The organism is Vibrio sp. THAF190c (assembly GCF_009363355.1).
GTDB lineage: Bacteria > Pseudomonadota > Gammaproteobacteria > Enterobacterales > Vibrionaceae > Vibrio > Vibrio fortis_A.
Genome location: NZ_CP045338.1, coordinates 1,664,042 through 1,690,440, shown reverse-complemented (window position 1 = coordinate 1,690,440; position 26,399 = coordinate 1,664,042). Strand labels below are relative to the sequence as shown.

25 protein-coding genes are annotated in these 26,399 nt (G+C 44.5%); 6 read left to right on the top strand and 19 right to left on the bottom strand.

Annotated elements, in window-relative coordinates; genetic code table 11:
* Window positions 1-25: 25 nt before the first annotated feature.
* The 13 genes from FIV04_RS07525 to FIV04_RS07465 all read right to left on the bottom strand — a co-directional run bounded on the left by FIV04_RS07525 (window position 26) and on the right by FIV04_RS07465 (window position 15,062).
* On the bottom strand, window positions 26-1,483 hold the full coding sequence (locus tag FIV04_RS07525; protein WP_152468726.1) for a lipopolysaccharide biosynthesis protein: 1,458 nt from the start codon (window positions 1,481-1,483) through the stop codon (window positions 26-28).
* On the bottom strand, window positions 1,476-2,705 hold the full coding sequence (locus tag FIV04_RS07520; protein WP_152468725.1) for a glycosyltransferase family 4 protein: 1,230 nt from the start codon (window positions 2,703-2,705) through the stop codon (window positions 1,476-1,478). The genes FIV04_RS07525 and FIV04_RS07520 overlap by 8 nt, the downstream gene beginning before the upstream one ends.
* 23 nt (window positions 2,706-2,728) lie before the next feature.
* Entirely contained in the window at window positions 2,729-3,901 is a 1,173-nt protein-coding gene (locus tag FIV04_RS07515) for a glycosyltransferase (RefSeq protein ID WP_152468724.1), read from the bottom strand.
* Window positions 3,902-4,158: 257 nt separating this feature from the next.
* On the bottom strand, window positions 4,159-5,241 hold the full coding sequence (locus tag FIV04_RS07510; protein WP_152468723.1) for a glycosyltransferase family 4 protein: 1,083 nt from the start codon (window positions 5,239-5,241) through the stop codon (window positions 4,159-4,161).
* A complete protein-coding gene (locus FIV04_RS07505) occupies window positions 5,222-6,709 on the bottom strand; it encodes a sigma-54 dependent transcriptional regulator (protein WP_152468722.1) in 1,488 nt (495 codons plus the stop codon). The genes FIV04_RS07510 and FIV04_RS07505 overlap by 20 nt, the downstream gene beginning before the upstream one ends.
* A 96-nt stretch (window positions 6,710-6,805) precedes the next feature.
* Window positions 6,806-7,180, bottom strand: a complete 375-nt coding sequence (locus FIV04_RS07500) for an Hpt domain-containing protein (protein ID WP_253895322.1) — start codon at window positions 7,178-7,180, stop codon at window positions 6,806-6,808.
* A 250-nt stretch (window positions 7,181-7,430) separates the two neighbouring features.
* The gene (locus FIV04_RS07495) at window positions 7,431-8,657 is read right to left on the bottom strand and encodes a glycine betaine/L-proline ABC transporter ATP-binding protein (protein WP_150872481.1); all 1,227 of its coding nucleotides are present in this window, start codon (window positions 8,655-8,657) and stop codon (window positions 7,431-7,433) included.
* Entirely contained in the window at window positions 8,650-9,549 is a 900-nt protein-coding gene (locus FIV04_RS07490; protein WP_152468720.1) for a proline/glycine betaine ABC transporter permease, read from the bottom strand. Before FIV04_RS07490 ends, FIV04_RS07495 begins: the two co-directional genes overlap by 8 nt.
* A gap of 123 nt (window positions 9,550-9,672) precedes the next feature.
* On the bottom strand, window positions 9,673-10,662 hold the full coding sequence (locus FIV04_RS07485) for an ABC transporter substrate-binding protein (protein ID WP_032549003.1): 990 nt from the start codon (window positions 10,660-10,662) through the stop codon (window positions 9,673-9,675).
* A 393-nt stretch (window positions 10,663-11,055) separates the two neighbouring features.
* Window positions 11,056-11,745 (bottom strand): CpsD/CapB family tyrosine-protein kinase, encoded by a 690-nt coding sequence (locus FIV04_RS07480; protein WP_150895951.1) that lies wholly within the window; start codon window positions 11,743-11,745, stop codon window positions 11,056-11,058.
* A complete protein-coding gene (locus FIV04_RS07475) occupies window positions 11,745-13,844 on the bottom strand; it encodes an SLBB domain-containing protein (RefSeq protein WP_152468719.1) in 2,100 nt (699 codons plus the stop codon). The genes FIV04_RS07480 and FIV04_RS07475 overlap by 1 nt, the downstream gene beginning before the upstream one ends.
* A complete protein-coding gene (locus tag FIV04_RS07470; RefSeq protein ID WP_152468718.1) occupies window positions 13,841-14,674 on the bottom strand; it encodes an OmpA family protein in 834 nt (277 codons plus the stop codon). Before FIV04_RS07470 ends, FIV04_RS07475 begins: the two co-directional genes overlap by 4 nt.
* Before the next feature lie 58 nt (window positions 14,675-14,732).
* Window positions 14,733-15,062: an STAS domain-containing protein gene (locus FIV04_RS07465; RefSeq protein ID WP_150872469.1), complete on the bottom strand. Its 330-nt coding sequence runs from the start codon at window positions 15,060-15,062 to the stop codon at window positions 14,733-14,735.
* Window positions 15,063-15,375: 313 nt separating this feature from the next.
* On the opposite strand from FIV04_RS07465, the gene FIV04_RS07460 reads away from it, so the two are divergent.
* Window positions 15,376-16,218: a DNA ligase gene (locus FIV04_RS07460; protein WP_152469542.1), complete on the top strand. Its 843-nt coding sequence runs from the start codon at window positions 15,376-15,378 to the stop codon at window positions 16,216-16,218.
* 53 nt (window positions 16,219-16,271) lie between these two features.
* Here FIV04_RS07460 and FIV04_RS07455 read toward each other — a convergent pair whose 3' ends face one another.
* Window positions 16,272-17,642 carry an MATE family efflux transporter gene (locus tag FIV04_RS07455; protein WP_152468717.1) on the bottom strand — a complete coding sequence of 457 codons (1,371 nt, stop codon included), beginning with the start codon at window positions 17,640-17,642 and terminating at the stop codon, window positions 16,272-16,274.
* Window positions 17,643-17,803: 161 nt separating this feature from the next.
* Here FIV04_RS07455 and FIV04_RS07450 point away from each other — a divergent pair, with 161 nt between their 5' ends.
* A complete protein-coding gene (locus FIV04_RS07450) occupies window positions 17,804-18,415 on the top strand; it encodes a riboflavin synthase subunit alpha (RefSeq protein ID WP_152468716.1) in 612 nt (203 codons plus the stop codon).
* Between the two features lie 89 nt (window positions 18,416-18,504).
* Here the strand turns inward: FIV04_RS07450 and FIV04_RS07445 are convergent, their stop codons facing one another.
* Complete coding sequence (locus FIV04_RS07445; protein ID WP_084181786.1) at window positions 18,505-18,708, bottom strand: CPXCG motif-containing cysteine-rich protein; 204 nt, start codon at window positions 18,706-18,708, stop codon at window positions 18,505-18,507.
* Window positions 18,709-18,730: 22 nt separating this feature from the next.
* The gene (locus FIV04_RS07440) at window positions 18,731-19,597 is read right to left on the bottom strand and encodes a fructosamine kinase family protein (RefSeq protein WP_152468715.1); all 867 of its coding nucleotides are present in this window, start codon (window positions 19,595-19,597) and stop codon (window positions 18,731-18,733) included.
* A gap of 506 nt (window positions 19,598-20,103) precedes the next feature.
* On the opposite strand from FIV04_RS07440, the gene FIV04_RS07435 reads away from it, so the two are divergent.
* On the top strand, window positions 20,104-20,448 hold the full coding sequence (locus FIV04_RS07435) for a DUF3802 family protein (RefSeq protein WP_032549013.1): 345 nt from the start codon (window positions 20,104-20,106) through the stop codon (window positions 20,446-20,448).
* A gap of 86 nt (window positions 20,449-20,534) precedes the next feature.
* Here the strand turns inward: FIV04_RS07435 and FIV04_RS07430 are convergent, their stop codons facing one another.
* Window positions 20,535-21,017, bottom strand: a complete 483-nt coding sequence (locus FIV04_RS07430) for a C40 family peptidase (protein WP_152468714.1) — start codon at window positions 21,015-21,017, stop codon at window positions 20,535-20,537.
* A 105-nt stretch (window positions 21,018-21,122) separates the two neighbouring features.
* Between FIV04_RS07430 and FIV04_RS07425 the strand changes: the two genes are divergently transcribed.
* Window positions 21,123-23,168 (top strand): methyl-accepting chemotaxis protein, encoded by a 2,046-nt coding sequence (locus FIV04_RS07425; RefSeq protein WP_152468713.1) that lies wholly within the window; start codon window positions 21,123-21,125, stop codon window positions 23,166-23,168.
* An 83-nt stretch (window positions 23,169-23,251) separates the two neighbouring features.
* On the opposite strand, the gene FIV04_RS07420 is transcribed toward FIV04_RS07425, so the two are convergent.
* Complete coding sequence (locus tag FIV04_RS07420; RefSeq protein ID WP_152468712.1) at window positions 23,252-24,043, bottom strand: sterol desaturase family protein; 792 nt, start codon at window positions 24,041-24,043, stop codon at window positions 23,252-23,254.
* Window positions 24,044-24,117: 74 nt separating this feature from the next.
* Between FIV04_RS07420 and FIV04_RS07415 the strand changes: the two genes are divergently transcribed.
* Together FIV04_RS07415 and nagK are read left to right on the top strand one after the other, a co-directional pair.
* The gene (locus tag FIV04_RS07415; protein WP_152468711.1) at window positions 24,118-24,858 is read left to right on the top strand and encodes a tRNA-uridine aminocarboxypropyltransferase; all 741 of its coding nucleotides are present in this window, start codon (window positions 24,118-24,120) and stop codon (window positions 24,856-24,858) included.
* 153 nt (window positions 24,859-25,011) lie between these two features.
* On the top strand, window positions 25,012-25,920 hold the full coding sequence (gene nagK, locus FIV04_RS07410; protein ID WP_152468710.1) for an N-acetylglucosamine kinase: 909 nt from the start codon (window positions 25,012-25,014) through the stop codon (window positions 25,918-25,920).
* A 108-nt stretch (window positions 25,921-26,028) separates the two neighbouring features.
* Here nagK and FIV04_RS07405 read toward each other — a convergent pair whose 3' ends face one another.
* Complete coding sequence (locus tag FIV04_RS07405) at window positions 26,029-26,295, bottom strand: DUF2960 domain-containing protein (protein ID WP_032549019.1); 267 nt, start codon at window positions 26,293-26,295, stop codon at window positions 26,029-26,031.
* Between the last annotated feature and the right edge of the window lie 104 nt (window positions 26,296-26,399).

Sequence of the window (26,399 nt, the reverse complement as noted above, 5' to 3'; positions counted from 1 at the left end):
AAATCCTGTGTGCTGAAATAATGATCTAGCAAGGCTTGTGCCCAGCTAAGATTTCTAATTTGCCAATAAGCTTTTGTCCCAATGCTTGAACGTTATGCCTTACTGCTTCAATTCGATAAGCGGGCAGACAACAGATCACTGGAGCAATGACTGCCATCGCTAGGCAGAACCAGACATTTTGTATAGAGAGAGCTAACAACAGACACAGTACTAGCACGTTAAACTCAAAGAGGAACAGTCCGAGCGAATAAGGTAGATGAGTCAGCCTTTGACTGTAGATAAACACAACGACAGCTTTAAACGCTTGAGCGATACATAAAGCGCCAATTATCCCCCAAATACCAAAGCCACTTAGTAACCACATCATGCTAAGACCAATGAGAGTGGCGCTTACCGAAATCCATAGCTGTAATCTGGTGGCTTTGCGATGAAGAATGCCGATATTGAGCAGTTCCGCGACCTCCTTGAACCAAGAAAACAGCAACGTTCCCAATACAAGTTGAGCCGACAATAGATAGGTTTCTGGCAGTGCTAACAAGATGAAAGCTTTGGCTGCGAATGCGACGCCTACAGTGAGTAGAGTGATGTAGATAATTCCAAGCTGGGTAACCTCAACGGTTTTTAGGCGACCTTGATTCGCTAGCGTATTGAAACGTTTTGGCATCCACCACATTCCAAAAGGCTGAACCAAGATACACATGGCAAACGAGAATTTAATCGCAATCGCATATTGTCCAAGGGTATCTAGGTTGGTGGAGTAGGCGACGAAGAATCTTTCTGCACCGTTTAAACCAAAACCGATTAAGCCAGTTAGCATCAGTGGCCAACCGTAACAAAGATACTCTCGAAATGCTGAGATGTTGGTAAATGTGAGCTTAAAGCGATTGATAATAAGCAATGCAGTGATTTGGAAAAGGTAGGTGACTACGCCGCACATTAAAATTTTCTCAACATTCGGGCTAGAAAATAGCACACCAAGAATTAAGCTGATTTGTAGTAGTGTTGAAGCGACACTGATTGCTAGAAACGTAAAAGCTTTGTCCTGCATTCTCAGCCATGCGGTAGATAAACCGATAACGCCTTCAAGAGAAGCACAAACTAAAATGAGATTGAGCTCAGTGCGGCTTGCAAAGGCAAATTGGTCGTCAAGACCACTATTGATATAGCCAAAAAGAACAGCAGCCAGAATCAGAGAAACGACACAGGTGAGGGAGAAGATTTCACTCGCTTTTAAAAAACGTTTTTTAAAATCACTCTCTTCTCCAACAAAACGGTAGAGTGCCTCATGCAGAGCAAATGTCACAACGATACCCGTTACCGCACCGATAGAGCCTAACAGGTCTAACCGACCAATTTGAGAAGGGGCAAGATAGTTGGCGATAATCGGCAACATAATTAGAGCCGCGCCTTTGCTTATGACCAATCCGATGCCGTAGGTCAGCATGTTTATTAGCGGTGATGGCTGATGTAAATAGTTAATCATGAGACGTCTCCAACGAAGCCATTGCTGGTTTAGTCGCAGCTTGTCCGCGCATAGCAATACAAATCGAAGCGTAACAATGCTCCGCTCGATACTGTTTCGCTTTATCAAAACTTGCCTGTGATAAACGTTGACGAAGCTGAGGGTCGCCAATCAACGTTTGGACAGCTTCATACAATGATTGTGGATCTTGTGGAGCGAACTTTAGGCAATTGACATTATCTTCAAGGACTCGATCCCAATAAGCGCCATCGCTTGGAATAACGACGCACAGCCCAGCGGCTAGGCTCTCCAAAACAGACAAGCCAAACGGCTCGTTGATACTGGTAGACACAAAAATACCTGAATTTGCGCGGATTTGGTCAAGATTGTTAGGCGCATGGAACAGCTTAGTGTACGTACTTTCTGTCGGTAAACTGCTCACATCTAAATGTGTATTTTGCGGTGTGATATAGCAGATACTGGTGTTCCATGGCGTTATCTGACTAGCAATGTTCAATGCTTCATTGAGTGTCTCTAATCCTTTCCATTTAAGTAGAGAGGCTGCCCAAAAAACGTTATTTGATGTTCCTGTGCTTTGAGTTGGCCAATTCGCTTGGGTCAAACCATTAGAAAAAGATTCAAATCTAGCACTCTCAAGAACAGCACGAGTCATAATCTCAGTTTGTTCAGAGTCATGAGCCTTAGAAAAGTAGCAGCTAAGTGCAGCGCGTATAGAATCAATACTTGAACATAGATAGAAGACCGAATCAGCGCGGGTAAAGCAATGGCCGATTGAACGGGAAAGCCCAACAGGACCGTGAACCAACTGTATGATTGGCATTCTCCAAACCCATTTAACAACATATAGTGCCATATCGATACCTGGGTTTGAGGCACCAACGGTATAATTGATACGTGGTAGACGAATAAATGTGGCCATCAGGATCAAGGCTAACACTAACTGAGCAACCCAGTAGCGAAGCCCTTGAGGTACCGTAAGAAAACCCCAGTTGGGTAGAGTAATAATTCTCGCGTTGAGCTTGCTTACTGCCGTTCTCCAAGAGTCAGGATCAGCGGTAACAATTGTAAAACTTACATTGTCATCAGCTTGCTTTTCAATTGACTCGTGAGTGGTCATCAACATTTCGAGGGTCGCTATTTTAGAGCCGCCCGCAAAAGGAATTGGATCGTAAATTAAGCCGTGTTTTGTTTTGTCGTTGGCGTTTCGGGTCTTAGTATTCATCGTATGTCTCCAAGCTGTTAACGTTAATGAAATGCCCAGCGGACAAGCGGCTTTAAGCCATTGAGTAGGGAAGATGAGTCATTTTTGCGGATGACTTTGCGGTATAGGTGTTCAAATTGTTGTGTATTTGCTTCAACGGTGAGTTTGGAGTGCGATAAATGATATAGCTGAGTCGATAGGTCAGTACGTAAAGCTGCGTCTGACATTAATCGAGTCATTTGGTGGCACATTTCGTCAATCGGATTGCTTGGGTCGAATAAGAGGCCTGTGCGATTATGGTGGATGAATTCAGGAATACCGCCAACCCTTGGTGCGATAACAGGAAGCTTAGCTAATCCAGCTTCTGCGAGTACCAGTCCAAAAGCTTCGTAACGAGCACCGCTAACGAATGCATCGACGTTACTGCAAAGCCAGTCTGCAACATCTTCTCTTTCGCCAACAAAATGGACTTTACAAGCTAAGCCTAAATCGTTCACGAGCGCGATCAGGTTGTCTCTATCTTCACCATCACCAATCACAACAAGGTGTGCATCTTTCTCGCCCTGAATTCGATTCAGCGATTGGATAATCAAATCGACGCCTTTTCTAACAATCAGAGAGCCAACGGTAATAAACACAAAGCTTGATTTTGGGATGTTGAGCTCCGCGCGCACGTCTCTATTTGTGGTTCGATGTTGGACAACGCCATTGTGAATGACACACAGCTGATCTTGTGGGTAGCCATCATCAAGAAGGCCTTTACTAATATCATGACTTACACAAGCGATGTTTGGAGAGAGGTGTAAACCTAAAGTAAAGCGATCTCTCAGTTGATAGTCACTGTGAAGTTGAGTTACGACAGGGACGCCACATAACTTGGCGGCGATACACATCCATTGGCACGGAGCGCCACTATTGATGTGAACAATGTCGATTTCGTGCTGCTTGATAAGAGAGACAGCTTGCTTTAATTGCACGCTCCACTGGTAAAGGTTGAACCTTGGTACGCTCCAGCCGAGAAGCAGTTTAAAGGGGGTATAAACGGTAGGGATGGACTGCTTCTTGAAGTGTTCTGCCAACGGTTCACAATTGCTCCAAACGACGGGTCGAAACTTTGCCTTATTCAAGCTCGCAATCAGATTGATTAAACATGCTTCGCTTCCACGAATCCAGTTATCACCGTAATGTACAAAGAGTATGTTCTTGTAATTGTTCATTGCTAAGCCTCACTCTCTACCAATTTAAAGACGTTGTCCCTTTGTGGGATAAATTGTTTGTATAGAGTGAACATAGCAAGCAGAGTGCCAGTATGATTTTTTCGTTAACTGGTTGATTTTTAATGACTGGTTATTGGGCTTATCAAGCAAATGTCAATTTGAGAATCAGATTGATGAGTTATTTTTGGATAAGAAAGTCGTATCCTATTTTGAGAAAGTGTGCTGTTTGGTCGAGAACGATAATCTCATTTTGAGAATTAGAGTCCGTAGCACGCTAGTAGTTGCGGGATGACAGCTTGCGGTGAGTATGTCTTGTTAATGGTTTCGATTGCTTGTTGGCTGAGCGTTGATCTTTCATTTTGAGAGAGAGATAAGCAGTTATTTACGCATGCTTCGAGTTCTTTTGGATCACTAGCTAGATAGCCATTGTCTCCGTGATTTATGAGTTGAGGTAAGTTACCTACAGCGGTCGCGATGACAGGAATGCCGAGTGACATTGCTTCTAATGCAGCCATTGGCAAACCTTCATATCGCGATGGGATAACCAATACATCGATACTCTGCCAGACCTTTTCCATATTTTGCTGGTGACCGTGAAAGATACAGTTATCAGCTTTGCGTGATTCCAACTGTTCGCGTTCAGGACCATCACCAAACAGGTGGAATTGGTGATCGGGAAACTGAATAGCTAAATCTATAAATCGGTCGGCTGCCTTTTCGTGACTTAACCGACCCACGAAACCAAATCGGTATGAGCTAGAGCTAAACTCTGGAGAAGGTTGACGCTCCGGCATACTCACAAAGTTGTTGAGCATTGTTGTTGCGCTGGGAATCTTTTCCTTAATCTTGTTGCTCACCACTAATGAGTGGCTAGATAGGAAACTTGTGTATCGGTCGAGTGCGTCATAGAGCCAGACGCGGCCCTTTGGTGTTTCTCCTGCGTGATAAGTCGATACTTGGTAAAGGGAAAGGCGAGGGTAAAGCAGCTTTGTAAGTTTGCCAATGATACTGGATTTGTAACCGTGACAATGAAGGAGCCTTGGTTGGTAAGTTTCGATGGCATGACTAAGCTGAGTAACTGCTGAACCGTCAGTCGTCGTTAAATCTTGCAGAAATGAGAAACTGAGTCCCGTTTGCTTAAGGCGTTCGATAATGAGAGGCGTCGGAGAGTAGCGGGTAAGTAAGATAATGCGCACCTGTCGTTGATGCGCTTTCAATCCTTTGGCTAACTCCAAAACATGAGTTTCGATGCCGCCAAAGGTTTGGCTGTCGAGCAACAGCCAAATCTCATTTGGTTCAATCTCTAATTTCTGGGAGTGCTTAGGCTTGGTTATACTCATCTTCAGCTTCCCATGCCTGCTTCTTACGATACACCGTGGAAGGGCTAAGCTCTAACAGCACCGCAGCATTCAACACGTTACCATCACAGTGGTTGATCGCATTTTGAATCGCTTCTCGCTCAATCTTCCACATTGGGCGAATGCTGCCATCACCATTGGTAAGAGCGGGGCCGCTACTCTCAGTTGCGGCCTCAATTTGCTCTGGAGTCAAAGGGGCAGGCTTGGAAACCGGTTCTGCTACTGCTTCTTGAACAGGTTCGACGCGCTTAATAGGCGTTACGATTTTGCTTCGGCCACCCGTACCATTAATCGGCGCAGGGATCATCTCTTTGGTCACATTGGTTTCGTTATTGAGAACCACAATGTTGCGAATAATGTTCTGAAGTTGGCGGACATTACCCGGCCAAGGATAGTTCTTTAGTAAAACCTGAGCCTCTTTATCTATTGATTTGAATTTCTTGCCATCTTGCTTAGCGTAGATTTTCAGGAAGTGCTTGCATAGCGTGACAATGTCACTACCACGTTCTCGCAAAGGTGGCATCTCAATCGGTACAACGTGAACACGGTAGTAGAGATCTTCTCTAAAGCGACCTTCTTCAACTTCTAACAGCGGGTCACGGTTGGTTGCACAGATGATTCGCACATCTACTTTAACTTCGCGAGTCGCCCCTAGTGGGGTAAATGTACCTGTTTGTAAGAATCGCAAGAGCTTCTTCTGCATTTCGAGCTCCATTTCACAGAGCTCGTCGAGAAATAAGGTACCACCGTGCGCTTGCATCGCAGCGCCTTTTCTATCTGTCGTTGCGCCAGTAAATGCGCCTTTAACGTGACCGAAGATTTCACTTTCCATCAGGTCTCGAGGAATTGCACCACAGTTAATCGCAACGAACGGCTTGTCGCGACGTTGGCTCTCTTTATGGATGGCTTCGGCACACACTTCTTTACCAGTACCGCTTTCACCATTAATGAACACACTGGCGGTGGTTGGAGCTACCGAGTCGATCGTTTTATATACGGCTTGCATCGGTAGACATGAACCAATGAAGCCTTGGAAGGCCTCGCGGTCAAACTTGCTCTTAATGTTTTCCACTAAGTTCTCTAGCTTGGCGCGTTTAAGGTGCAGCTGTACTGAGGTTTTCAAGCGCTCGGCTTGAATTGGCTTTTCAAGAAAGTCTTCCGCGCCACGCTGAATAAGGCTAACGGCAATGTCTACTGAGCCATGAGCGGTAGCAATAATTACGGCCGTTGGAACTTCATTTTCTGTTATCCAATCTAATACCTCTTCACCCGACATATCAGGCAGTTTAAGGTCAAGGATAACCAGTTGCGGCGTGTGACGCTCTATAAAAGTTTTGGCTTCTGCTCCCGTCTCGACGTGAAAAATGTCATAGGGCTCATCTTTTACATACTGTTTGTATAAAACAGCTAATGAAGTGGAGTCTTCAACTAACAATACTTTAGGGCGCATTGTGTTATTCCTTTTGAATCTTGTCCTAACCAAACGTCAATCTTTGTGTTCTGTGCTTAATGTCGTTTTGTCTCTTCTTAATCAGACATTGGTTTTTTAGCCGAAACCGAGTTCTTTTCGAGCTATCAGCGCCTCTATCGAACTGTCCGCTAAAGCAAGGAGTTCATCGACGCGTGTGAATGCGAGCTCTGTTTGTTTCTCTAGGCATTGGCGTTCGATGTCGCGAGCTAGCGTTGATAAAGCTTTGTTGCCTAAAGCGAGCGAAGTACTACCTAGAGTGTGGACTTCAAACTCTAGAACTTCACCATCTTGGGATTGAGCCGCTTGTTTAATTGCGTCAATACGCGTTTTGGACTCTTCCACATAATGGTCGATCAGAATAGGGATGACCTCTGCACTGGTATCTACAATCATCTGCTGCAGAATAGACTCATCGACAAGGTCTTGGTTTTCAGTGTTAGTAACTGTCATCGTAAATAGATCCATCTATTGATTTCGGTAAACACTCGAAGGTTACGCAAAGGTAACATCAACGAATGATGTGTAACGCAATTAGATATTTAAGTATTAGACATTTTTTAGAACAATTTCAACTGCTTGAATATGGAAGATCGCAAAAATGCCAAGCGAGGTGGGTTCTGGGAAGGAATGGGTGACAATGAATAAGTAAAATGTCGCCCGATGACGTTCAAGAAACGCGCAGCGGGCGATAGTTAGAGGTTTAAGACGCTTTATCAATCACGGGCTTTGGGGCGGTTTCAGCTTCTCCTGGCTCCGCAAAAATGTCCGCTACAGCGCTTCGTTCTAGCTCGCCTTTTAAGTTGCCTTCTTCATCGACTACAGGCAGTGAGTATTCGCATGACATGGTATCTTGCAGAATCTCTTCAATGACAGCATCAGGATTGACTGCAGGTACTTCTTCGTAGATGTCATCACTAAAGTCACTCACAGTTTTGTCTTCAACGGCATCTTGGAGGCTCTCTTTTGTCACCAGACCTTGATAGCCATCATCCGTTACGTGGTAAGCGTAGTCATGCTTCAACATCTTCATTTGAGCAAGTGCACCTTCAATCGTTTCTGATGTGATGCGATACAGAGGTGGCTGCATAACCGTTTCTACAGTAAGTGCGCGAGCACGGTTTACATCCTTAACAAATGCCTCAACGTAATCGTCTGCTGGGTGTAGAAGGATTTCGTGCGGAGTTCCTTGTTGAACTAACTCGCCATCTTTCAGGATCGCGATTCGGTCCCCAAGTCGCAGTGCTTCGTCAAGGTCGTGAGTAATGAAGATAATAGTTTTATGAAGCTTTTCTTGTAGCTCAATCAGTTGATCCTGCATTTCACTACGAATCAATGGGTCGAGCGCTGAGAAAGCCTCATCCATCAATAAGATTTCAGCATCGGTGCAGAGTGCGCGTGACAAACCAACACGCTGTTGTTGACCACCGGACAATTGAGCAGGGTATTGGTGCTCATAACCTTTAAGTCCAACCGTATCTAGCCATTCAGACGCCTTGGCTAAACGTTTGTCCTTTTTAATGCCCTGAACCTCGAGTCCGTAAGCTACATTCTCAACTACGGTTCTATGAGGCATCAAGCCAAAGCGTTGAAACACCATCGACATCTTATGACGACGAAACTCTTCGAGCTCTTTGGTGTTGAGGCTCATGACATCGGTGCCTTCGACGGTGATCTTACCTTCGGTAGGCTCAATCAAGCGGTTGAAGTGGCGAATCAACGTCGACTTACCAGAACCGGATAAACCCATGATCACGAATATTTCGCCACGATTGATTTCTAGATTTATCTCTTTGAGACCAACGGTGTGACCAGTATCAGCGAGAATTTGGTCTTTGTTTTGACCATTATGAATACGCTCAATCACCGACTTTGGCTTAGGGCCGAAGACTTTATACAGTCCACTAATTTCAATCAGAGGCTTAGTCATGCTTAAACCCTCCTAAATGTGCGTTGGTTCTTTTTGCGTAGGCTTGCGATGCTCGGTCGAATAGGATTGCTAATGCCACAATAGCGAAGCCATTCAAAAGGCCTAAAGTGAAGTATTGGTTAGTAATCGACTTCAGTACCGGTTGTCCCAAGCCTTTTACCCCAATCATAGATGCGATAACAACCATAGACAAAGCCATCATGATAGTCTGGTTGATGCCTGCCATAATGGTTGGCATAGCTAAGGGAAGCTGAACCCCCCAAAGACGCTGTTTCTTATTGGCGCCAAAAGCAGTTGCTGCTTCAAGCACTTCTTTATCAACTAAGCGAATACCCAGGTTTGTTAAACGAATCACAGGTGGGATAGCGTAGATAACAACCGCGATAAGCCCTGGGATCTTACCGATGCCCAGCAGCATTACTACTGGAATCAAATACACGAACGCGGGCATGGTTTGCATTATATCAAGTAGCGGAGTAACCATGGATTGAACGCGATTGGAGCGCGCCATCGCAATCCCAATGGGTATGCCTAAACATATCGAAACCAAGGTACACACAGTAATAATACTCAACGTGCGCATGGTGTCTTCCCACATCCCAAAGTAACCAATCAGAAGCAAAGAACCGACACAACCTAGCGCAAGTTTCCACGAGCGGCTTGCTGCATACACAAGACCAGTACAAACAGCGAGAACGATAAGCCAAGGGGTTGAGATGAGGAGTTTTTCAAACCAGACGAGGAAGGAGAGAAGAGGATCAAAGAAAGATTCTATCAATTCGCCGTATTCGCGAGAAAAATCTCGGTAGGCGCCGTCTAGGGTTTTCTTAATTGCTCGTAAGTCAGAGCGTTCCATTTCAGGAAAACTGGAGAACCAGCTATTGTCAGCCATTTTATATCCTTATATTCCGAAGCTGCTGATAAACTCAACCGCTTCGAATGCTGAATAACATCAAGTATAGCGACGTTATAATGTGTGATTTTAATGCGTTATAAACAGTAAACCATTAACTGTTTACAGCTCTGCTTCCACTTTCTTTGCCACATCTTGAGATACCCATGGGTGCCAGATATCAGGATATTCGCTTAGGAAATGCAGCATCGCTTCTTCACCATCGGCTTGGTTATCTTCCATCCAAGCTAACAGAGCGTTCATTTTGTCGTTAGTAAAACCACGCTTAGTGAAGTAGTCATAGGCTTCAGGCGCACGACTTGCAAAGCTTTCTGTTGTGATGGTATGTACTGGAGAAGGCGGGTACATGGTCGCTTTAGGCGCTTCACACTCTTCTTGAGTCGTACAGTTCACGAACTCGTCTTTATCGACGCCACTGCCAAAATCAACTTTAACCATGTCGTATTTACCTAGCACAGCCGTAGGTGCCCAGTAATAACCAAACCACGCTTCTTCACGCTCATAGGCTTTGGCGATAGCCCCAGAGAGACCCGCACTAGAGCCTGGATCGACAATGCTAAAGCCACTCTCTTCGAGTTCTAGTGCATTGAAAAGATTGCCTGCACTGATTTGGCAGTTCCAACCTGCAGGGCAGCTGTAAAATGCGGATGTATCTGGATCTTCCGGGTGTTTGAATAGTTTGGCGTGTTTACGAACCCCTTCAATGGTTGCAATTTCAGGATATTGGCTCACTAAGTATTTAGGTACCCAAAAACCCTCTTCACCACCGTTGACGAGCGCTTTACCAGCGTAACGTAATCGTTTCTCTTCAACGCCTTTATCTAGCGCTGTTTTTAAACTGTTGCTCCAAAGTTCAGGGGCTACGTCAGGTTGGCCTTTCTCAATCATTGAGGTGCCGGTTGGCATAGTATCACCGGGAATAAGTTCTGCGTCACAACCATAACCGTGCTCTAGGATAAACCTATCGATATTGGCGATGAGTGTCGCTGAGTTCCAGTTCATGTCGGCGATTGTTACGCTACCACATTCACCAGCGTTAGCGTTACTGGCTGCGGCGACTAACAAAAACATGGAGCTTAACTTGTATTTCATATTGAGGTTCCTTTCTCATTAAAGTTTGTAACTCGCACAAAAAGAACACAAAGATCGTGTTTGGCTGCGGACTTACTCTGAGTGGTGTTGATGTGACGAGTCATATCCTTTGGTCGTCTCACGGGCTGGTTCCTTTCGATTTCCGAGGGAACAGATTAATGCAGCAAGAGTGGTACCCAGTATTTATGACGAATCAACAAAAATTGACCACTTTTTATAAGTTTAGGGAATATCTGGATAAATTCCATGTTGGATCTGATTTGATTTGAGCATTGCCAATGCAAGTCACACTATGAAGGATTAGCATGGTGTTTTTATTGGTATTTTCATTGAAATGTAGTGACTTTCTGTGAAATTAATCAATTTAAAATAAAATCACTACATTTTTTAAGGCTAAATTGGCAGGTTTAGGAACTCATTTTGAGAAAGTTTGTTGCACAGGGATGAACGCAGTTTAGAAGGAATGAACTTCATTTTGTTTAATTGACGTGCAATCTCTTGAGTGAAACTTGGCGCGTGTTTCATGTTCATGATTGCACCAGACAATAGAATACCGTCTGTCGATAAAAGCTGTTTTGCTTGCTCAAGCTGGCTGGTCGTTGTCTCACCATAAGCGAGTACAAGTAGTGTTGAGTCACACGCATTGGCGACGGACTGTGCAGGAATATTACCTTTGTTGACTTGCAAGAGCGGAGAGGTATCTATCACTACACGGTCATATTGAGTTAGCCATTGAGCGACCGTTTTTTTGAGCATGGTTGGGTCTTTAAACGCTAGCTGAGCAGACGCTTCACGTGGAGCAGGTACGCCAACAAACAGTCGCTTAGATTCTTTATGTTCGATCAGTTGACCTTGTTGTTCGAGGTTAACCAGTTCCAAGTCGTGAAACGCGGGATTAAACAGATTCAAATCGACATACAGGGTTGAGTGACCTGCAAGCATGCAGCGCTCAGCAAAGGCGGAAGCAATCGAAGTGACGCCGTCACCACTTTGACAAGCAGTAATGCATGTTGAACGGTGCCCATTCAGCTCTGATGTTAAGTAGAGCTTCTCGACTTCGGCTTGTGTGGCTGAAATAGTCATCATAATGCTCCAATTAATACAATAGTAGTGGTTAGACGTAGAATGTCATCTAGGGTGACACGTGCTTTTTCAATAAAGCTCTCACTACGGTCTGGAATGTAAATCGTATCACCAGCGCGAAGAACGGGTAGGTGATAGATGTTCGCTGTCTTACTGAATTTAATCAGGTCGAATGTACGTGCTTGGCCCTGACAGCAAGACATGTTTACGACAGTAATCTTCTCTAAGTAAGCGTTCTCTGTTGGTCCAGCAGCTTCAGCTAACAGGTCGAGAATCGTCATATTGTCGTTGAACACGTAACGACCCGGCTTATTCACTGCACCCAGTACGCGTACCGTTGACTCTTTTGACGTATCCAACCAGTTTTTATCCTTCTCTGGAATGTAAATCGTGTCACCAGTGGTTACGCGAGGTAGGATAGATTCATCACCAGTTTCAAAGTAGAGCGATAGGTTCAGCTTACTTACTTTCGCATAGGGTTTGTCTCTATGAGTCACACGGATATTGTGAATGTCAGCGTCTTTTGTTGGGCCATCTGCTGCTGACAATATATCTAAGAAGTGCATATCTTTAGTGAAGCGGTAACGACCCGGCGCGTTAACCTGACCAAAAACGTAAATTGAAGCATCTGAACTTTGACGAACCCATTGCGATTTGTTGTCTGATGGGTCTTGCGGTAAGTCGTGGATACGTACAATAGCGCCAGCACGAATGAAAGGCAGGTCTTCACGTGGTGCGCCGTTTTTGATGTAAGCATCTAAATCGAAAACCGTTAGCTTGCGTCCGTTTACGACTTCAATTTTGGTCGTATCTGCACGAAGAGTTGGGCCGCCCACGTGAGCAAGAAGATCCATAAGATCCATTTCATCAGACCATTCGATACGTCCTGGACGAACCACTTCGCCAATCACATTCACGGCACGGTCTGGTGAAATCTTAAGCCAAGACTTCTCATTCATGTCGGTTTTTTCTGGAACAAAGATAGCATCGCCAGGTTGGATCGCTGGTGGCTTCACTCCGCGTAAGCCTTCTGTGTAAGCGGTTAAATCAAATTTAAGGACCTGACCACTGGCTTTGATAACTCGAATCTGACGCGACTCGGCAAATCGAGTTGGGCCACCAGCATTCGCCAGAATGTCCATAAAGGTCGCGCCTTTTTTACCGTCGTACGCGCCCGGTTCAGCAACTTCACCCATGACGTACACAGTATTTGCACCCGATTTGATCTCTACTTCTTGTTTAGGGACAAAGATAGTTGAGCCTGGACGCAGTACTGGAAGAAGCGAATTATCACCTGTGTCTAGGTAACGTTTTAGATTGAAAAGCGTCGGGGTGTTGTTCGAGATAACGCGAATCTGTTCAACACCAGCATAACGTGTTACGCCACCTGAACGCATAATCACATCAACAAGGTCGGTATTTTCTTTGTAAGCAAAAGAGCCTGGCGCGTTAACTTCACCGAATACTTTGATTGAGTTGCGAGAATCGGCGCTATCACCTGAGTTAGCAAGCTTGGCTGCATCAAACTCTTGCTCGATATTACCGACAAGTGGGGATGCGGGTACGAAGATAGAATCAAGTGATTGCAGCTCGGGCAGTTGAGAATCATCGCCCGAATCTAAAAAGCGTTTGTAGTTGAACTCCTTTCTGTCAGCGCCGCGTTTAAGAATCAGCTTATCTAATTGCGCACCTGCTCTTAAACCTCCAGCGGCATAAAGCGCCATTTGAACGCTTGAGCCTAGCGACAATGTATATTCGCCTGGCTGTTCAACATAACCTTGTACTGAAATTAGAATCTGTTGCTCTTTGATAAATACGGTAGCCGTTGATAAATCGCGGTAGGTCGTGCTCAGTGCATCGATGACCACTTTTTGTAGTTGTTCGTTGTCGTAACCCGCAACAAATACTGCACCCACCTCGGGTAGAGTAATACGGCCGCGTTTGTCGACTTGGAAACCTCGATTCAAGGTCTCTTCACCGGGTACGTTAACCTGGATGAGGTCACCAACTTGGACAGCATCGCTGAATTCGTCCTCAGCAAATACAGGTGAGACAGCAAGAGTTAAAAAACAGATTAGAGCGATGATTAGAGTTTTCATAACGAGCCTCCCATCATTTCTGCGTTGTCAGGAGAGACAATCTCAATGCTCACTCGACGGTTAGTCAGACGAGTCCCAGCAGATTCACCTTCGAAAAGAGGCACGGTTTCACCAACAGATACTGTTTTGATACGAGTTGGGCTTAAGCCGAAAATAGTGAGGTAACGCTCTACTTGTTTCGCACGGCCTAGCGCTAATTTATCGTTGTACTCTTCGGTGCCCGTAGCATCCGCGTGGCCTGTTACGATCAAATCTAATGTAGGATGATCCTTTAAAATGATACTCGCTTCAGCTAAATGCCCCATGTACTTCGGGTTTACCTCGGTTGAGTTATGGGCAAATTGGTTGTCTACGTTCAGTAGGTCGTAAAGTTGTTCGATAATCGACAGTTGTAATCTGAATTGGGATTCATTTTTAGGCGGTGCGCAGCGAGCTTGTGACGTTACATAGTCGAGACGCATTTCTAGATCGTTGAGTCGTTTACGTTGAATCACCAGGTCATTGGCTGCATCAAGAAGAAGACCTCCCTGAAGCTCACGTGCGATGCGGTTTTGTTTCTCTATTGCCTGTACAACTGCTGCAGGGAAGCACCAGCGAGCCCCTTCCTGGATAAGAGAATCCAAATGAAGCTTCGCTAATTGCCAGTCAAATCTTAATCCATGTTCAGGGCCAAGTGGCTCATCAGGCATTACTGGTGAAAAATCAGAATTCTGATAGTTGATTGAATCGTAACTTTCTGCCAAGCCTCCTGTGCCATGTTCTGGATAGCTACTGCAACCCACAACAAGGGCAGACAGGGGTAGGGCTATGTAATGAGTCCATTTTTTCATGCCAACGTCCTTTGAATTTTTTTATTATAATTATGTACATCTTTAGCTTAGTGGAACTTTATGAATTCGCAGCCTTTTTTGAGTTAACAGGGATAGCATGGCCAATGCGAAGTAGGTTCATGATTTCCAGAGGTTGACCAGAAACATTTTCTAAACGCATATTGCGTTCACGTTCCGTTAGACGTTTGAACATGTACACGATGGCACCTACGCCTGACGAGTCTAGAAACTGCACTTGGCTGAAATCGATTTCTACCTCTGGGTGAAGGTCGTTTGTAATCACATCATCAATGTCTGGTTGTACTTTGCGACTGCCTGAAGCATCTAAGTCACCAAAAATTGAAAGAGTTAGCGTTGAATTGTTTAGCTCAATTTTGCGTAGTTCCATGATGTCTCTCCTTGAAGCTGTTACTTTTCTTTTTAGTTTCCTACCACAATGCAGACTCTGTGCCAATTTTATTTTCTTTAATTTTCAATGGCTTAATATTTGTTTAGCCACTTTCTCAGAATAGGAAAAGATGCTTTCTCAATATGAGAATGAAAAAGAGTGGGCTTCATGGGGGCAACAACACATACGAAATGCAAATGAAACGACGGCAATTATAGTTTTGGTGAGTGTGTCGCATCAGAACCATACAGGCGGTGAAACTTATCTAGGTGCGTTCTTAAATAAAAGCATGACGTTCAATCATGGAATGATGATGACATTAAATAAACTGACTATTGCTACCTTACTGGCCTTTTCAACCCCAACCAGTGCGAACATCCAACCGACCTATCAGGTCATGCTCGCTAACCATTACGATCAACACATTGATATTAACGAGTATTGGCAGAGCGAAAAGCTTGATGGTGTAAGAGCTATTTGGGATGGAGAGCACCTCTATACTCGTAACGGCAATCGTATTTACGCACCAGCTTGGTTTACAGACCCATTACCCCCGATACGTTTAGAAGGAGAACTTTGGGCCGGAAGAGATCGTTTCCACATCGTTCAGTCAACCGTTCTCGATACCACACCTATAGATAAAGCATGGAGTCAGATCGAATTTATGCTGTTTGATATGCCCGGTGCCGCCGGCGACTATCAAAAGCGCTATTACAACATTATTGACTGGGTGAAACGGATCAACCGAAAACACATTCACTATGTAGAGCATTACCCAATCGAGAGCGAAGCCGCTCTTTACATGCAGCTGGATAATATTGATAACGAAAAGGGCGAAGGAATCATGCTGCGAAAAATCACCAGCCGTTATCAAGCTGGACGAAGTAACGATCTACTCAAATTGAAACGACACCATGACGCAGAAGCGATTGTCGTTGGTTACAAGAGTGGAACGGGTAAATATTCGGGAATGATGGGCTCATTATTAGTTCATACCGAGAAAGGCGTGCAATTCTATATTGGTACTGGGTTCACCGATGAGATGCGGTTAGATCCACCACAAATCGGCAGTCGAATAACGTTCCGCTACAATGGGTACACACAAAACGGTAAACCTAAATTTGCCCGTTTTATTAGAGAGAAAGACGAATACTAAAAGAGCCCTTGATACGGGGCTCTTTGTCGTCATGATGAATAGGCTTCTGGAACTTAGCGCTCGCTGAAGGCCAGCTGAACGGTGTCGTCTTGTTTATGCATCCAGCGCAGTCTCAAACCAAGCAATAGAGCCGCGGAAGATAGGCCAACAATGAAGCCCGTCCAGAAACCGTGAGCTCCCATCGGTTCAACAATCCAATCCGTCATACCTAGAATGTAACCAAGTGGCAAACCTAGAATCCAATACGCGATGAAAGTACGATTGAAGATAGAACGCATATCTTTGTAGCCACGCAGTGCACCCGCTGCGATAACTTGAATCGCATCTGTACACTGGTATACCGCTGCAAACAGTAGCAATTGCATCGCAATAGTAATAACCGCTTGGTTTTCAGTATAAAGAAGAGCGATCTGCTCACGGAACACAACAGTAATGAATGCTGTCGCTAGAGACATCGCTAAGCCAACTAAGATACCAACATGGGTCGCGATTTTTGCGCCTTCCGTGTTGTTTTCACCAAGCTTGTGACCAACACGAATACTAACAGCTGCACCAACACTCATTGGTAACATGAACACCAAAGAAGAGAAGTTGATGGCAACTTGGTGAGCCGCAACAATCATAGGACCCAATGGCGCAACCAACAGCGCTACAACGGCAAAAAGCGTTACTTCAAAAAACAGAGCTGCTGCGACAGGAAACCCAAGTTTAAACAGGCGCACCTGAGCTTTTAACTGCGGCTTGTGGAACTGACCGAACAGGTTAATTTTAGCGAGGCGCTTTGATGTCACCACATAACCGAGAAGTAAGGCAAACATCACCCAATAAACAATGGCCGTTGCTACACCACAACCAACACCACCCAGTGCAGGGGCACCCAATTTGCCGTACACGAACATCCAGTTAAGAGGAATGTTGAGTAACAAACCGATAAAACCGATTACCATCGCAGGCTTGGTTAGCGACATACCATCTGTGAAGCTGCGAAGCGTCTGAAATAACAGAAACGCGGGTACCGCATACATCACAGCGTGCATGTAGCCATTGGTTTTTGCTGCCATCAGCGGCTCGACATCCATTAAATTGAGAATGCCTTGGGTTTGAAACAACACCCCAACAATTGGTATTGAGATAAGCAGGGCCATAACAGCGCCTTGTTGAATCTCAAAGGAGATCTTTTCTTGGCGACCAGAACCATTGAGCTGTGCAACCACAGGAACCAGAGCCATCAACAAACCGACACCGAACAGAATAGAAGGTAGCCAAATACTAGCAGCAATAGATACCGCAGCCATATCGATGGCACTAACACCACCGGCCATTACAGTATCGACAAAGCCCATACCGGTTTGAGCAACAGAGGCTATGAGTACCGGTGTCGCGAGTTTTATTAAGTTTGATGCTTCTGTTTTGTAACGATGCACAAAGGACTCCAGCTAGAAGATAATAAGATTAGATACTTAGGGATGGACATTCAGAATGAATCAGAGATACTGATCGTAATGCGCCACTGGGCGAATAATAAAGAAATGTCACTACAACTGCTATGAAAAACTGTGACGTGACAACACAAAACGGGAATATTATGTTTACAGGTATCGTGCAAGGCATGGCGACCTTAGTTGCTATAGAAAAGAAAGAGATGTTCCAAACTCATGTTATTGAGCTGAGTGATGACATGGTCGAAGGCCTGACAATTGGTGCTTCTGTGGCTCACAACGGGTGCTGCTTAACGGTAACGGAGATCAACGGAACTCGAATCTCTTTTGATTTGATGCAAGCAACGTTAAGGCTAACCAACCTTGGCCGTTTAAAGGAAGGCGACTTGGTTAACGTTGAACGCGCTGCAAAATTCGGTGATGAGATTGGCGGCCACAGCATGTCAGGGCACATCACTCTAGTCGCAGACATCGTTGATGTGATTAAGACAGAAAACAACCGCACAATTTGGTTTGAGTTGCCTCCAGAATCAATGAAGTACGTATTGAGTAAAGGTTACATCGGTATCGATGGCTGCTCACTCACCATTGGTGAAGTAGAAGAGAATCGTTTTTCAGTGCATCTCATTCCAGAAACTCTCAATCGCACCCTGTTTGGTAGCCGAGAAGTAGGCGACCAAGTAAACATTGAGTTTGACCCGCAGACGCAAGCCATTGTCGACACCGTTGAGCGTGTATTGGCGAATCAAAATAGATAAATTAGCAGTACGGACAGCAATAATCGAATCAAAAAGAGCACGTCATTACGTGCTCTTTGTTTTAGTAAGCTTAGTAGCCTTATGGCGAACTAAAATACTTGTTCGTCGTCGGCATCAATAGATAAATTGATTGTGTTCCTTACTTCATCGACTTGCATGTCGAGATGGATCGCATTGCAACAGGCAGGGCAGTCATCATAAAAGTCTTGGCTTCCATTTGAAGCATCAAGTGTAATTCCGATAGAGTGTCCGCAGTGTGGACAAGACACGTACTTTTCAGTGTAGTTGTTCATGATCGAATCTCCTCACAGCAACTTAAACAGCCAGAATCTTCTGAACATGTGCTTCCGTTTGTTCTAGATAACTACCGCCAAACTGATTGCAATGATTGAGAAGATGGTACAAGTTATAAATGTCTTTTCGAATATTATAGTCGACGTCGAGCGGAGAGACGCTTTGATAGCCTTGATAAAACTCTTCTGGAAAACCACCAAACAATTCCGACATCGCAATATCACACTCACGGTCGCCCCAGTAACATGCAGGGTCATAGCAGATAGGGCCAAATGCAGATGTCGCTACATTACCGTGCCAAAGGTCACCATGCAGTAGAGAAGGCGTTGGATTGTGGCCAGCTAACTTAGTGTTTACGACATCAACAATCTCATCAATATCCCCAAACTCAATGCCTTTTTCTTTAAGGAGTTGTAACTGGAATCCAATGCGTTGCTCCGAGAAAAAGCGTCCCCACTTTTTATGCCAAGGGTTGGGCTGAAGCGTGCTGCCGATATAATTGTCTTGGTCGTAACCAAACTCTTTTTGTTCTCCCCAAAGATGGAGTTTGGCAAGTGCTACACCAAAATCAAATCCGTTGTTGCCAGTATCCAGAGGTTTGGTCGGTAAGTAATTGAGAATAATAAAAGAGCTTTCTTTTGTGGTACCTATCAGCACCAGTTCTGGCACGTAAACGGTAGAGGTATTTCGCAACAATCGTAGGTTTTCAGCTTCAATTTCAAACTTATTAATAAACTCTCTTTGGTTCACTTTAACGAAGTAACGTTCGTTACCATCAGTAATCATGTAGCAATCGTTAATGTCACCACCTGATACCTTTATGCGCTCAGTAATTGGAAAGTTAAAAAGAAGGGTGTCTGAAAGTTGTTGAGAAATGGCCTGCCACATAGGAAATCCTCAAAGAACGTGGGTATACGCAATAGTTTAGGATAAATTTCCACTATTTATAGACGTATGCGTCAATGTTCTTAGTTGTTATTTGCTCTTAAGCCAAGCAATTACGAGAATTGTGACCTTTAGCCCTAATCTTAAACATCGTTCTATAACGGCGAGAATGGAATCAATCTCACAATTGAGACGACCTATAAACCAGATTGCTGTTAAAGCTCGAATCATTTGTGTAAATCAATTTGTGATTTAAAAAACTATGTTTTAATGAGTCAAGTCGCGATAAAAGACGAACGTTTGGTTTAATCTGTGAAAGTACACTGTACTTTACTCACAACGTAAACCCGGGAGTTACTACTTCTGAGTTAATTTTGAGCATTTAGACGCAAGGTCGAGCGATTTATTAGCAAATCAAACAATTAGTTAATGACAATACTGAGAGTTCGCCTAGTATTGTAGGTTATCGTTGTGACGAATTTACCATTGAGCTTAAACGGAGAAGTATTGTGGTTGTAGAAACCGATGGTTATTTAGCTTTGATTGAACACTTGTCGTTTAATTTGGACGTATTTACAAGTGACAAAGGTGATACGGGCTCAGAGAGTGTTGAAGATATCGTAACTGACATGATTTCAACGAATATCATGGCGATCTTTGAACAAAATCCTGAGATGCACTCCAGTGTTCGATTCCAGTTGCTGAAAGAAGCAGATGCCGTTGTTGCCGACCTAGGTGAAGTGTTAGCGGGTGTTTGGGCTAAGAAAGCAACCAATGAACAAATTGTTTTTCTAGACGAGTATATCGCTCTTGTGAAAAACCTTTTTGATACGGCAGTTGCTACGTACGACTAAAACGAAACTCGATTCACTCAGAGTAATTGGCGGATAGTTCAATTGACGTTCGCCAATACCCATTTCTAATACTCTGCCTGACCAGGTTAGAGTCTTCTAAAGTGCCAAAATGCTGAAGCCCAGTAAGGGTTATCCAATCTTGAAATAATCACGCCCTTAGACGTCGAAGCATGTAAGAACTGTTTGTTGCCCAGATAAACGCCTACGTGTCTTACCTTTGGTGACGTTTTGAAAAACACCAAATCACCACTCTTAGCTTGCTCGTAAGCTATCTCAACTCCTTGTTTACTTTGATCTAGCGTTGTTCTTGGTAATGCCTGTTGGGTTGCATTGAGTACCGCAACCTGAACGAATGCCGAACAATCTATACCGTTATAAGACGTGCCGCCAAAGCGATAGGGAACACCTTGCCACTCTTTGTAAACGCTCATGTACGCTTGAGTCGTTTGTTTCTCTTGTGGTGAAAGTGTTTGATTGTTAGGCGCAGGATCGTTGAAATCAGGCGACGAAGAGCATCCTACGACACCTATTATTGCGACTGATAATATAACTCTTTGAATTAATTGCAATCTGTAACTCTTCTGAAAAGTTTATGAAATATAAGTGTCATAAATGAAACTTAGTATACCGAGCTTAGAAAGGATGCCACACACCGTACCTAAATCGGAACAACAATGCCTGATAAAAATGTAACTAATCAACCCGCTCGTTTTACTTTTTCTCTCATACAAACCGTCAGCAGTATCTTCTGCGTAATCTTACTGCTTGTTGTCTTTCTATCTATGGTAAGCATAAAAGGGGTCGAGCGAGTTGGCGGCTACTTTGATACGCTTTCTGAACAAGTATTACCGCTTGCACTCAATAATGCCAAGCTGACACAAAATGTACTAGAGCAAGTTAAATTATTGGGTTACAGCACTCAGTCTTCTGATCTTACACAGCTCAATTCAACCAAGTCGTCGATTCAAACACTCTCCGACAACTCAAACGCTATGCTGCAAGAGTTGTTGTTAATCACGAAACATTTTCCTGAAGCTATCTCACCACAGGAAAAAGAGCAGCTTCTCTCAGACATGACGCAACTGCAGGCCATGACATCCCTTGTCTTAACCATGCAGATCGACATTCAAGCCATACAGAGTGTCATCAATAAGCAAGTTGAGCCATTTCGTTATGGTGTAAGCTCTGCAGGGCCAGAAATGAGCCGTATAAGTTCTTTCTTAGCAGAAGGTAACCCTGAGTCAACGGACGCTGCGAACCGTTTTGTGTCGAGTGTAAGCGCGATGGAAAGTTCATTCTTGATGTTGATGATGCACGAAGAGATGGATAAAGCAGAATCTGAGTATCGACAGTTACGTAACCGCTTGGCGGGCATGAACCTCGCTTATGATGACTTTTCTGAGTGGCATCCGGATGTGAAAGACTTCACCAGCCTTGTCGCCGCTTATCAGATGGTATCTGACGGCTTTGAGGAACAGGGAATCATTAAAAACATACTCGCCAGACTTGCCTTGGTTGAAGAGCAAAAGCAAGAACTTGCTCAAGTGATGGCAACTGCAAACCGAGTGATTATAAGCCTCAACACCTTGTCTGAAGAGGCATCAAACCTCATCGATGAGAGCGAGTCGGTAGTAAATAGCACGATCAGTAACATTGATAGAGTGCTAATTATTAGCGGTACAGTAATCACTATGATCATTTTGATTTCTGGGTTCGTACTTCAACGTTGGGTAAACAAAGGGCTTAAGAACATTAAGCAGCACTTGGCGCTATTGGCTGAACATGATTTTTCAAAGAAGTCTGAGCCTAAAGGTCCATACGAACTGCAAGTTATTACCTCAAAGCTCAACATTGTTGTTGAATCAACGGCGGAGTCGGTCAGTTCGGTGACTCGTAACTGCGAAACCCTCTATCAAACTGCCGAGGTAAGTCATGATGCAGCAGAACAAACCAACCAAAGTTTGAACGCGCAAAATGAGTCATTGCAAAATATGATTACGACGATCACTCAATTAGAGGCATCGATCAGCGAAATTGCGCGTATATCGAATGCGTCAAACGACGACGCGCAGTTGGCTGAGACCGAATCTGTAAATGGCAGCCAAGTGGTCGGTCTGAACCAACAGCGATTGCATGCGCTCGAGAAGACACTCAGTGTCAATGAAGAGTCGATGGATGAACTCGATGGTCGCGTAAAGCAGATCCGCGAAATGGTGGATATGATCAGCGGTATTGCCGAGAATACAAATTTACTGGCACTCAATGCAGCGATCGAAGCAGCAAGAGCTGGTGAGCAAGGTCGAGGCTTCGCGGTAGTCGCAGATGAAGTTCGTAAACTGGCGAGTGGTACTTCCCAGCAAACGACCAACATCCGCAGTATGATGACAGAGCTAATCGCTGCCGCTGATCGTTCTAAGGAGTCTGTGATTGAATCACGCAGTGAAATGGCCAACGCACTTCAAACGAGCAGTGATGTTAAGCAAGCATTCGAGAAGATTGAGGTCGCTGTAGCTCAAATCAAAGGACGTGTTGAGCAAATCATGGTGGCGACAGAAGAGCAGGCGCGTGCCACGGTTGATGTGACACAATCCATTACACGAGTCTCTGAGCAAGGTGAAAACACCAAGATGCAACTGGAGTCGATGATCGAAAGTTCGGAGCAGGTTGCAGATATCGCAGGTCACCAACAAGCGATGCTACATAAGTATGTTTTGAGCTAAAGCCTTTCAAGTAAGTTAAATAGAAAAGGACCGGCTATCGATACGATAATCGGTCCTTTTGGGTTTTTGGACTCGTTAAATACTTAGTTCTGTTTGATGAATGGCTGGCGCAACATTTTGTCCAATCGTTGCTCTTTACTATCTTGGATCTCAGGAACGCCTATTTGAACTTTATCGTGTCCAAGTTGGGGCTGTGCGCGATAGGTTTTAAACCATATATCCCAGACTGATAGAAAGAAACCGAAATTAGAGTGGGTCTCTTTAACAATCACAGAATGGTGAACGCGATGCATGTCTGGTGTCACTATCCATCTGCGCAAAACTCTGTCTATCGCCAGCGGTAGTTTGGCATTGCTGTGGTTAAACATCGCACTCGCATTCAAGACGATTTCAAAAATAATAACTGCCAGCGCAGGCACGCCGAGTAACATCACCAAGCTGATCTTAATCAACATTGATAGAATCATCTCAATTGGGTGAAATCGTGTTCCTGTGGTGACGTCAATATCCAAATCAGCATGATGAACACGGTGCAAACGCCATAGTATTGGGATTCGATGAAATACCAGATGTTGCAGGTAAATAGCGCAGTCCAACAATAAAACGCACAGTATCACGACCAAAGGCGCTGGGAGCGAAATCTGGTTGAACAGGCCCCACTGGTTTTGTTCGGCAATGAGCGCAGATTGGAACGCAGCAATGGGAATCAAAGTGGCGAGTAACACACTATTGAGCGCCACTAGAGCAAAATTGTTACTCCAGCGGAACCATTTGCTCTGGGTAAGCTGCTTACGTGGAGAATACGCTTCCCATAAAGCACAGCCGACAAAAGCGGTGACAAAGCAGGCAAGGCGAAGCAAAGAGGGGTCTTGCATAGGAATTCCTTCTATCATTATCCATTCACTCTAAGTACAATCGCACCACTTTTCTAGAGCTATCGTTAAACACCATGAGAATTCACGCTTTTCACCATCTTTATCAACATCGTTTGTCCCTCTCTACTCGACCTTTTAAAGCACGAGGTTGTAAGGTGGTTCGCTGCGAATATTGTAAGATCGAACAAGGTCACTGTATCTGTGACCATCAGCCTGATATTGAAACCAATGTCGCGACTATGTTGATCTTATCTGATAACGAAGTTCTTAAACCGAGCAATACGGGTCGACTTATTGTAGACACCGTCAAAGACAGCCACGTCTATCTTTGGCACAGAACCGAGCCAAACCCAGAGATGCTCGCCGTCTTAAAAGACGAAAAATACCAACCGGTAATCGTGTTCCCTGAAGACTATACGGACGATAAGAACCGAGTGGTTCAAGATCTTCCGGCGATGCGCGATCCAAATAAAACACTGCTGCTGATCTTTATTGATGGCAGTTGGCGCGAAGCTCGTCGTATTTTCCGTCGCTCAGAGTATTTGCAACACCTACCTGTGTTATCTATTGAGCCAGAATCGGTATCGCAATACATGATGCGCAAGTCGGACAACGAGCAGCATTTATCAACGGCAGAAGTAGCGAGCTTGGTATTGAAGCAAGCTGGCGAAGAGCAGGGCGCAAAGACACTACAAATGTGGTTTGAAGCGTTTAGAGAGAGCTACATGCTAAGTAAAACCCGCTACAAGTCGGACCAAACAAAACCTAGCTTAAATGCTTATATCGATTATTGTGAAAGTGAGACGTCGCTCTAAGCCTGACACCGCATGTGCTGACAACTTGTTCAAACGGACCCAATCAAAGAATAAGTTTGTCATCTATCACGGTTTGTAGGGGGAGTGTTATGGATAATAACCCGCAGTGACTTTTATATTGTCCCAGATTTAGGGAAAAATTGGAGAGATTTGATGTATTACGGCTTTGATGTTGGCGGCACTAAGATTGAATTTGGTGCATTCAATGAGAAACTAGAACGTGTGGCAACAGAACGTGTGCCAACACCTACAGACTCTTACCAGCAGCTGATCGACACGATTGCTGGCCTAGTTGAGAAGTACGACAGTGAGTTCTCATGTGAAGGTAAAATCGGTTTAGGTCTACCAGGTATGGAAAACGCGGACGACGGTACAATGTTGGTTGTTAACGTTCCTGCTTCAACAGGTAAACCACTGCGTAAAGACCTGGAAGCTCGTATTGGCCGTAGCGTTAAAATTGAAAACGACGCAAACTGTTTTGCACTTTCAGAAGCTTGGGATGAAGAGCTTCAAGACGAACCATCAGTAGCAGGTCTAATCCTAGGTACTGGCTTTGGTGGCGGTTTAATCTTTGATGGCAAAGTATTCTCAGGTCGTAACCACGTTGCTGGTGAACTTGGTCATATGCGTTTACCGCTAGATGCATGGCTACACCTTGGTGAAAACGCACCGCTTCTAGGCTGTGGTTGTGGTAAGAAAGGCTGTTTAGATAGCTACCTATCTGGCCGTGGCTTCGAGCTAATCTATGAGCACTACTACGGCGAGAAGAAGAAAGCTATCGACATCATCAAAGCGCACGCTGAAGGTGAAGAGAAAGCAGTAGAGCATGTAGAACGTTTCATGGAGCTTCTAGCTATTTGTTTTGCTAACCTATTTACTGCACTGGATCCACACGTAGTTGCACTGGGTGGCGGTCTATCAAACTTCGAATTGATTTACGAAGAGATGCCAAAGCGTATTCCAAAGTACCTGCTTTCAGTTGCTAAGTGTCCGAAGATCATCAAAGCGAAACACGGCGATTCTGGCGGTGTTCGTGGCGCAGCATTCCTTAACCTTAAGTAATTCTTAGGTTAAATCGACGAAATAAAAATGCCGCAATCTCTGAAGAGGTTGCGGCATTTTTTATTATTTGGTGTTCAAAACGAGCAATCAGAATCAAGAAGCTAAGAGCTACTTGTTCTTTTTACCAACACCCAAGTTTTCTTTTTGCTTCAGTGTAAGCTTTGTGAAGCCTAGCTTACGGAAGTAGTTGTCTTGGTAGTTACGAACCGCTTTAGTATCTGAAATCAACTCAAGCTGTTGCTCTGTTTTTAAATACTCAGTGATGTCGATGCCTTCAGCCGCAGCAACAGCTTCTTGGATCGTGCGGTGTTGTTGTTTTGAAAACAGCAACTCTTTGTCTTCATCTTTATAGGTATACAGAATAGTACGAGCCATGGTGCTCTCCAGTTGAATCTAGGATTTTCGCGAACTCTACAGAAAATCTTACACACTCTCAAGGTTAAGGCGGAATTAGTTGTTTAGTAAAGCAAACCTAAACC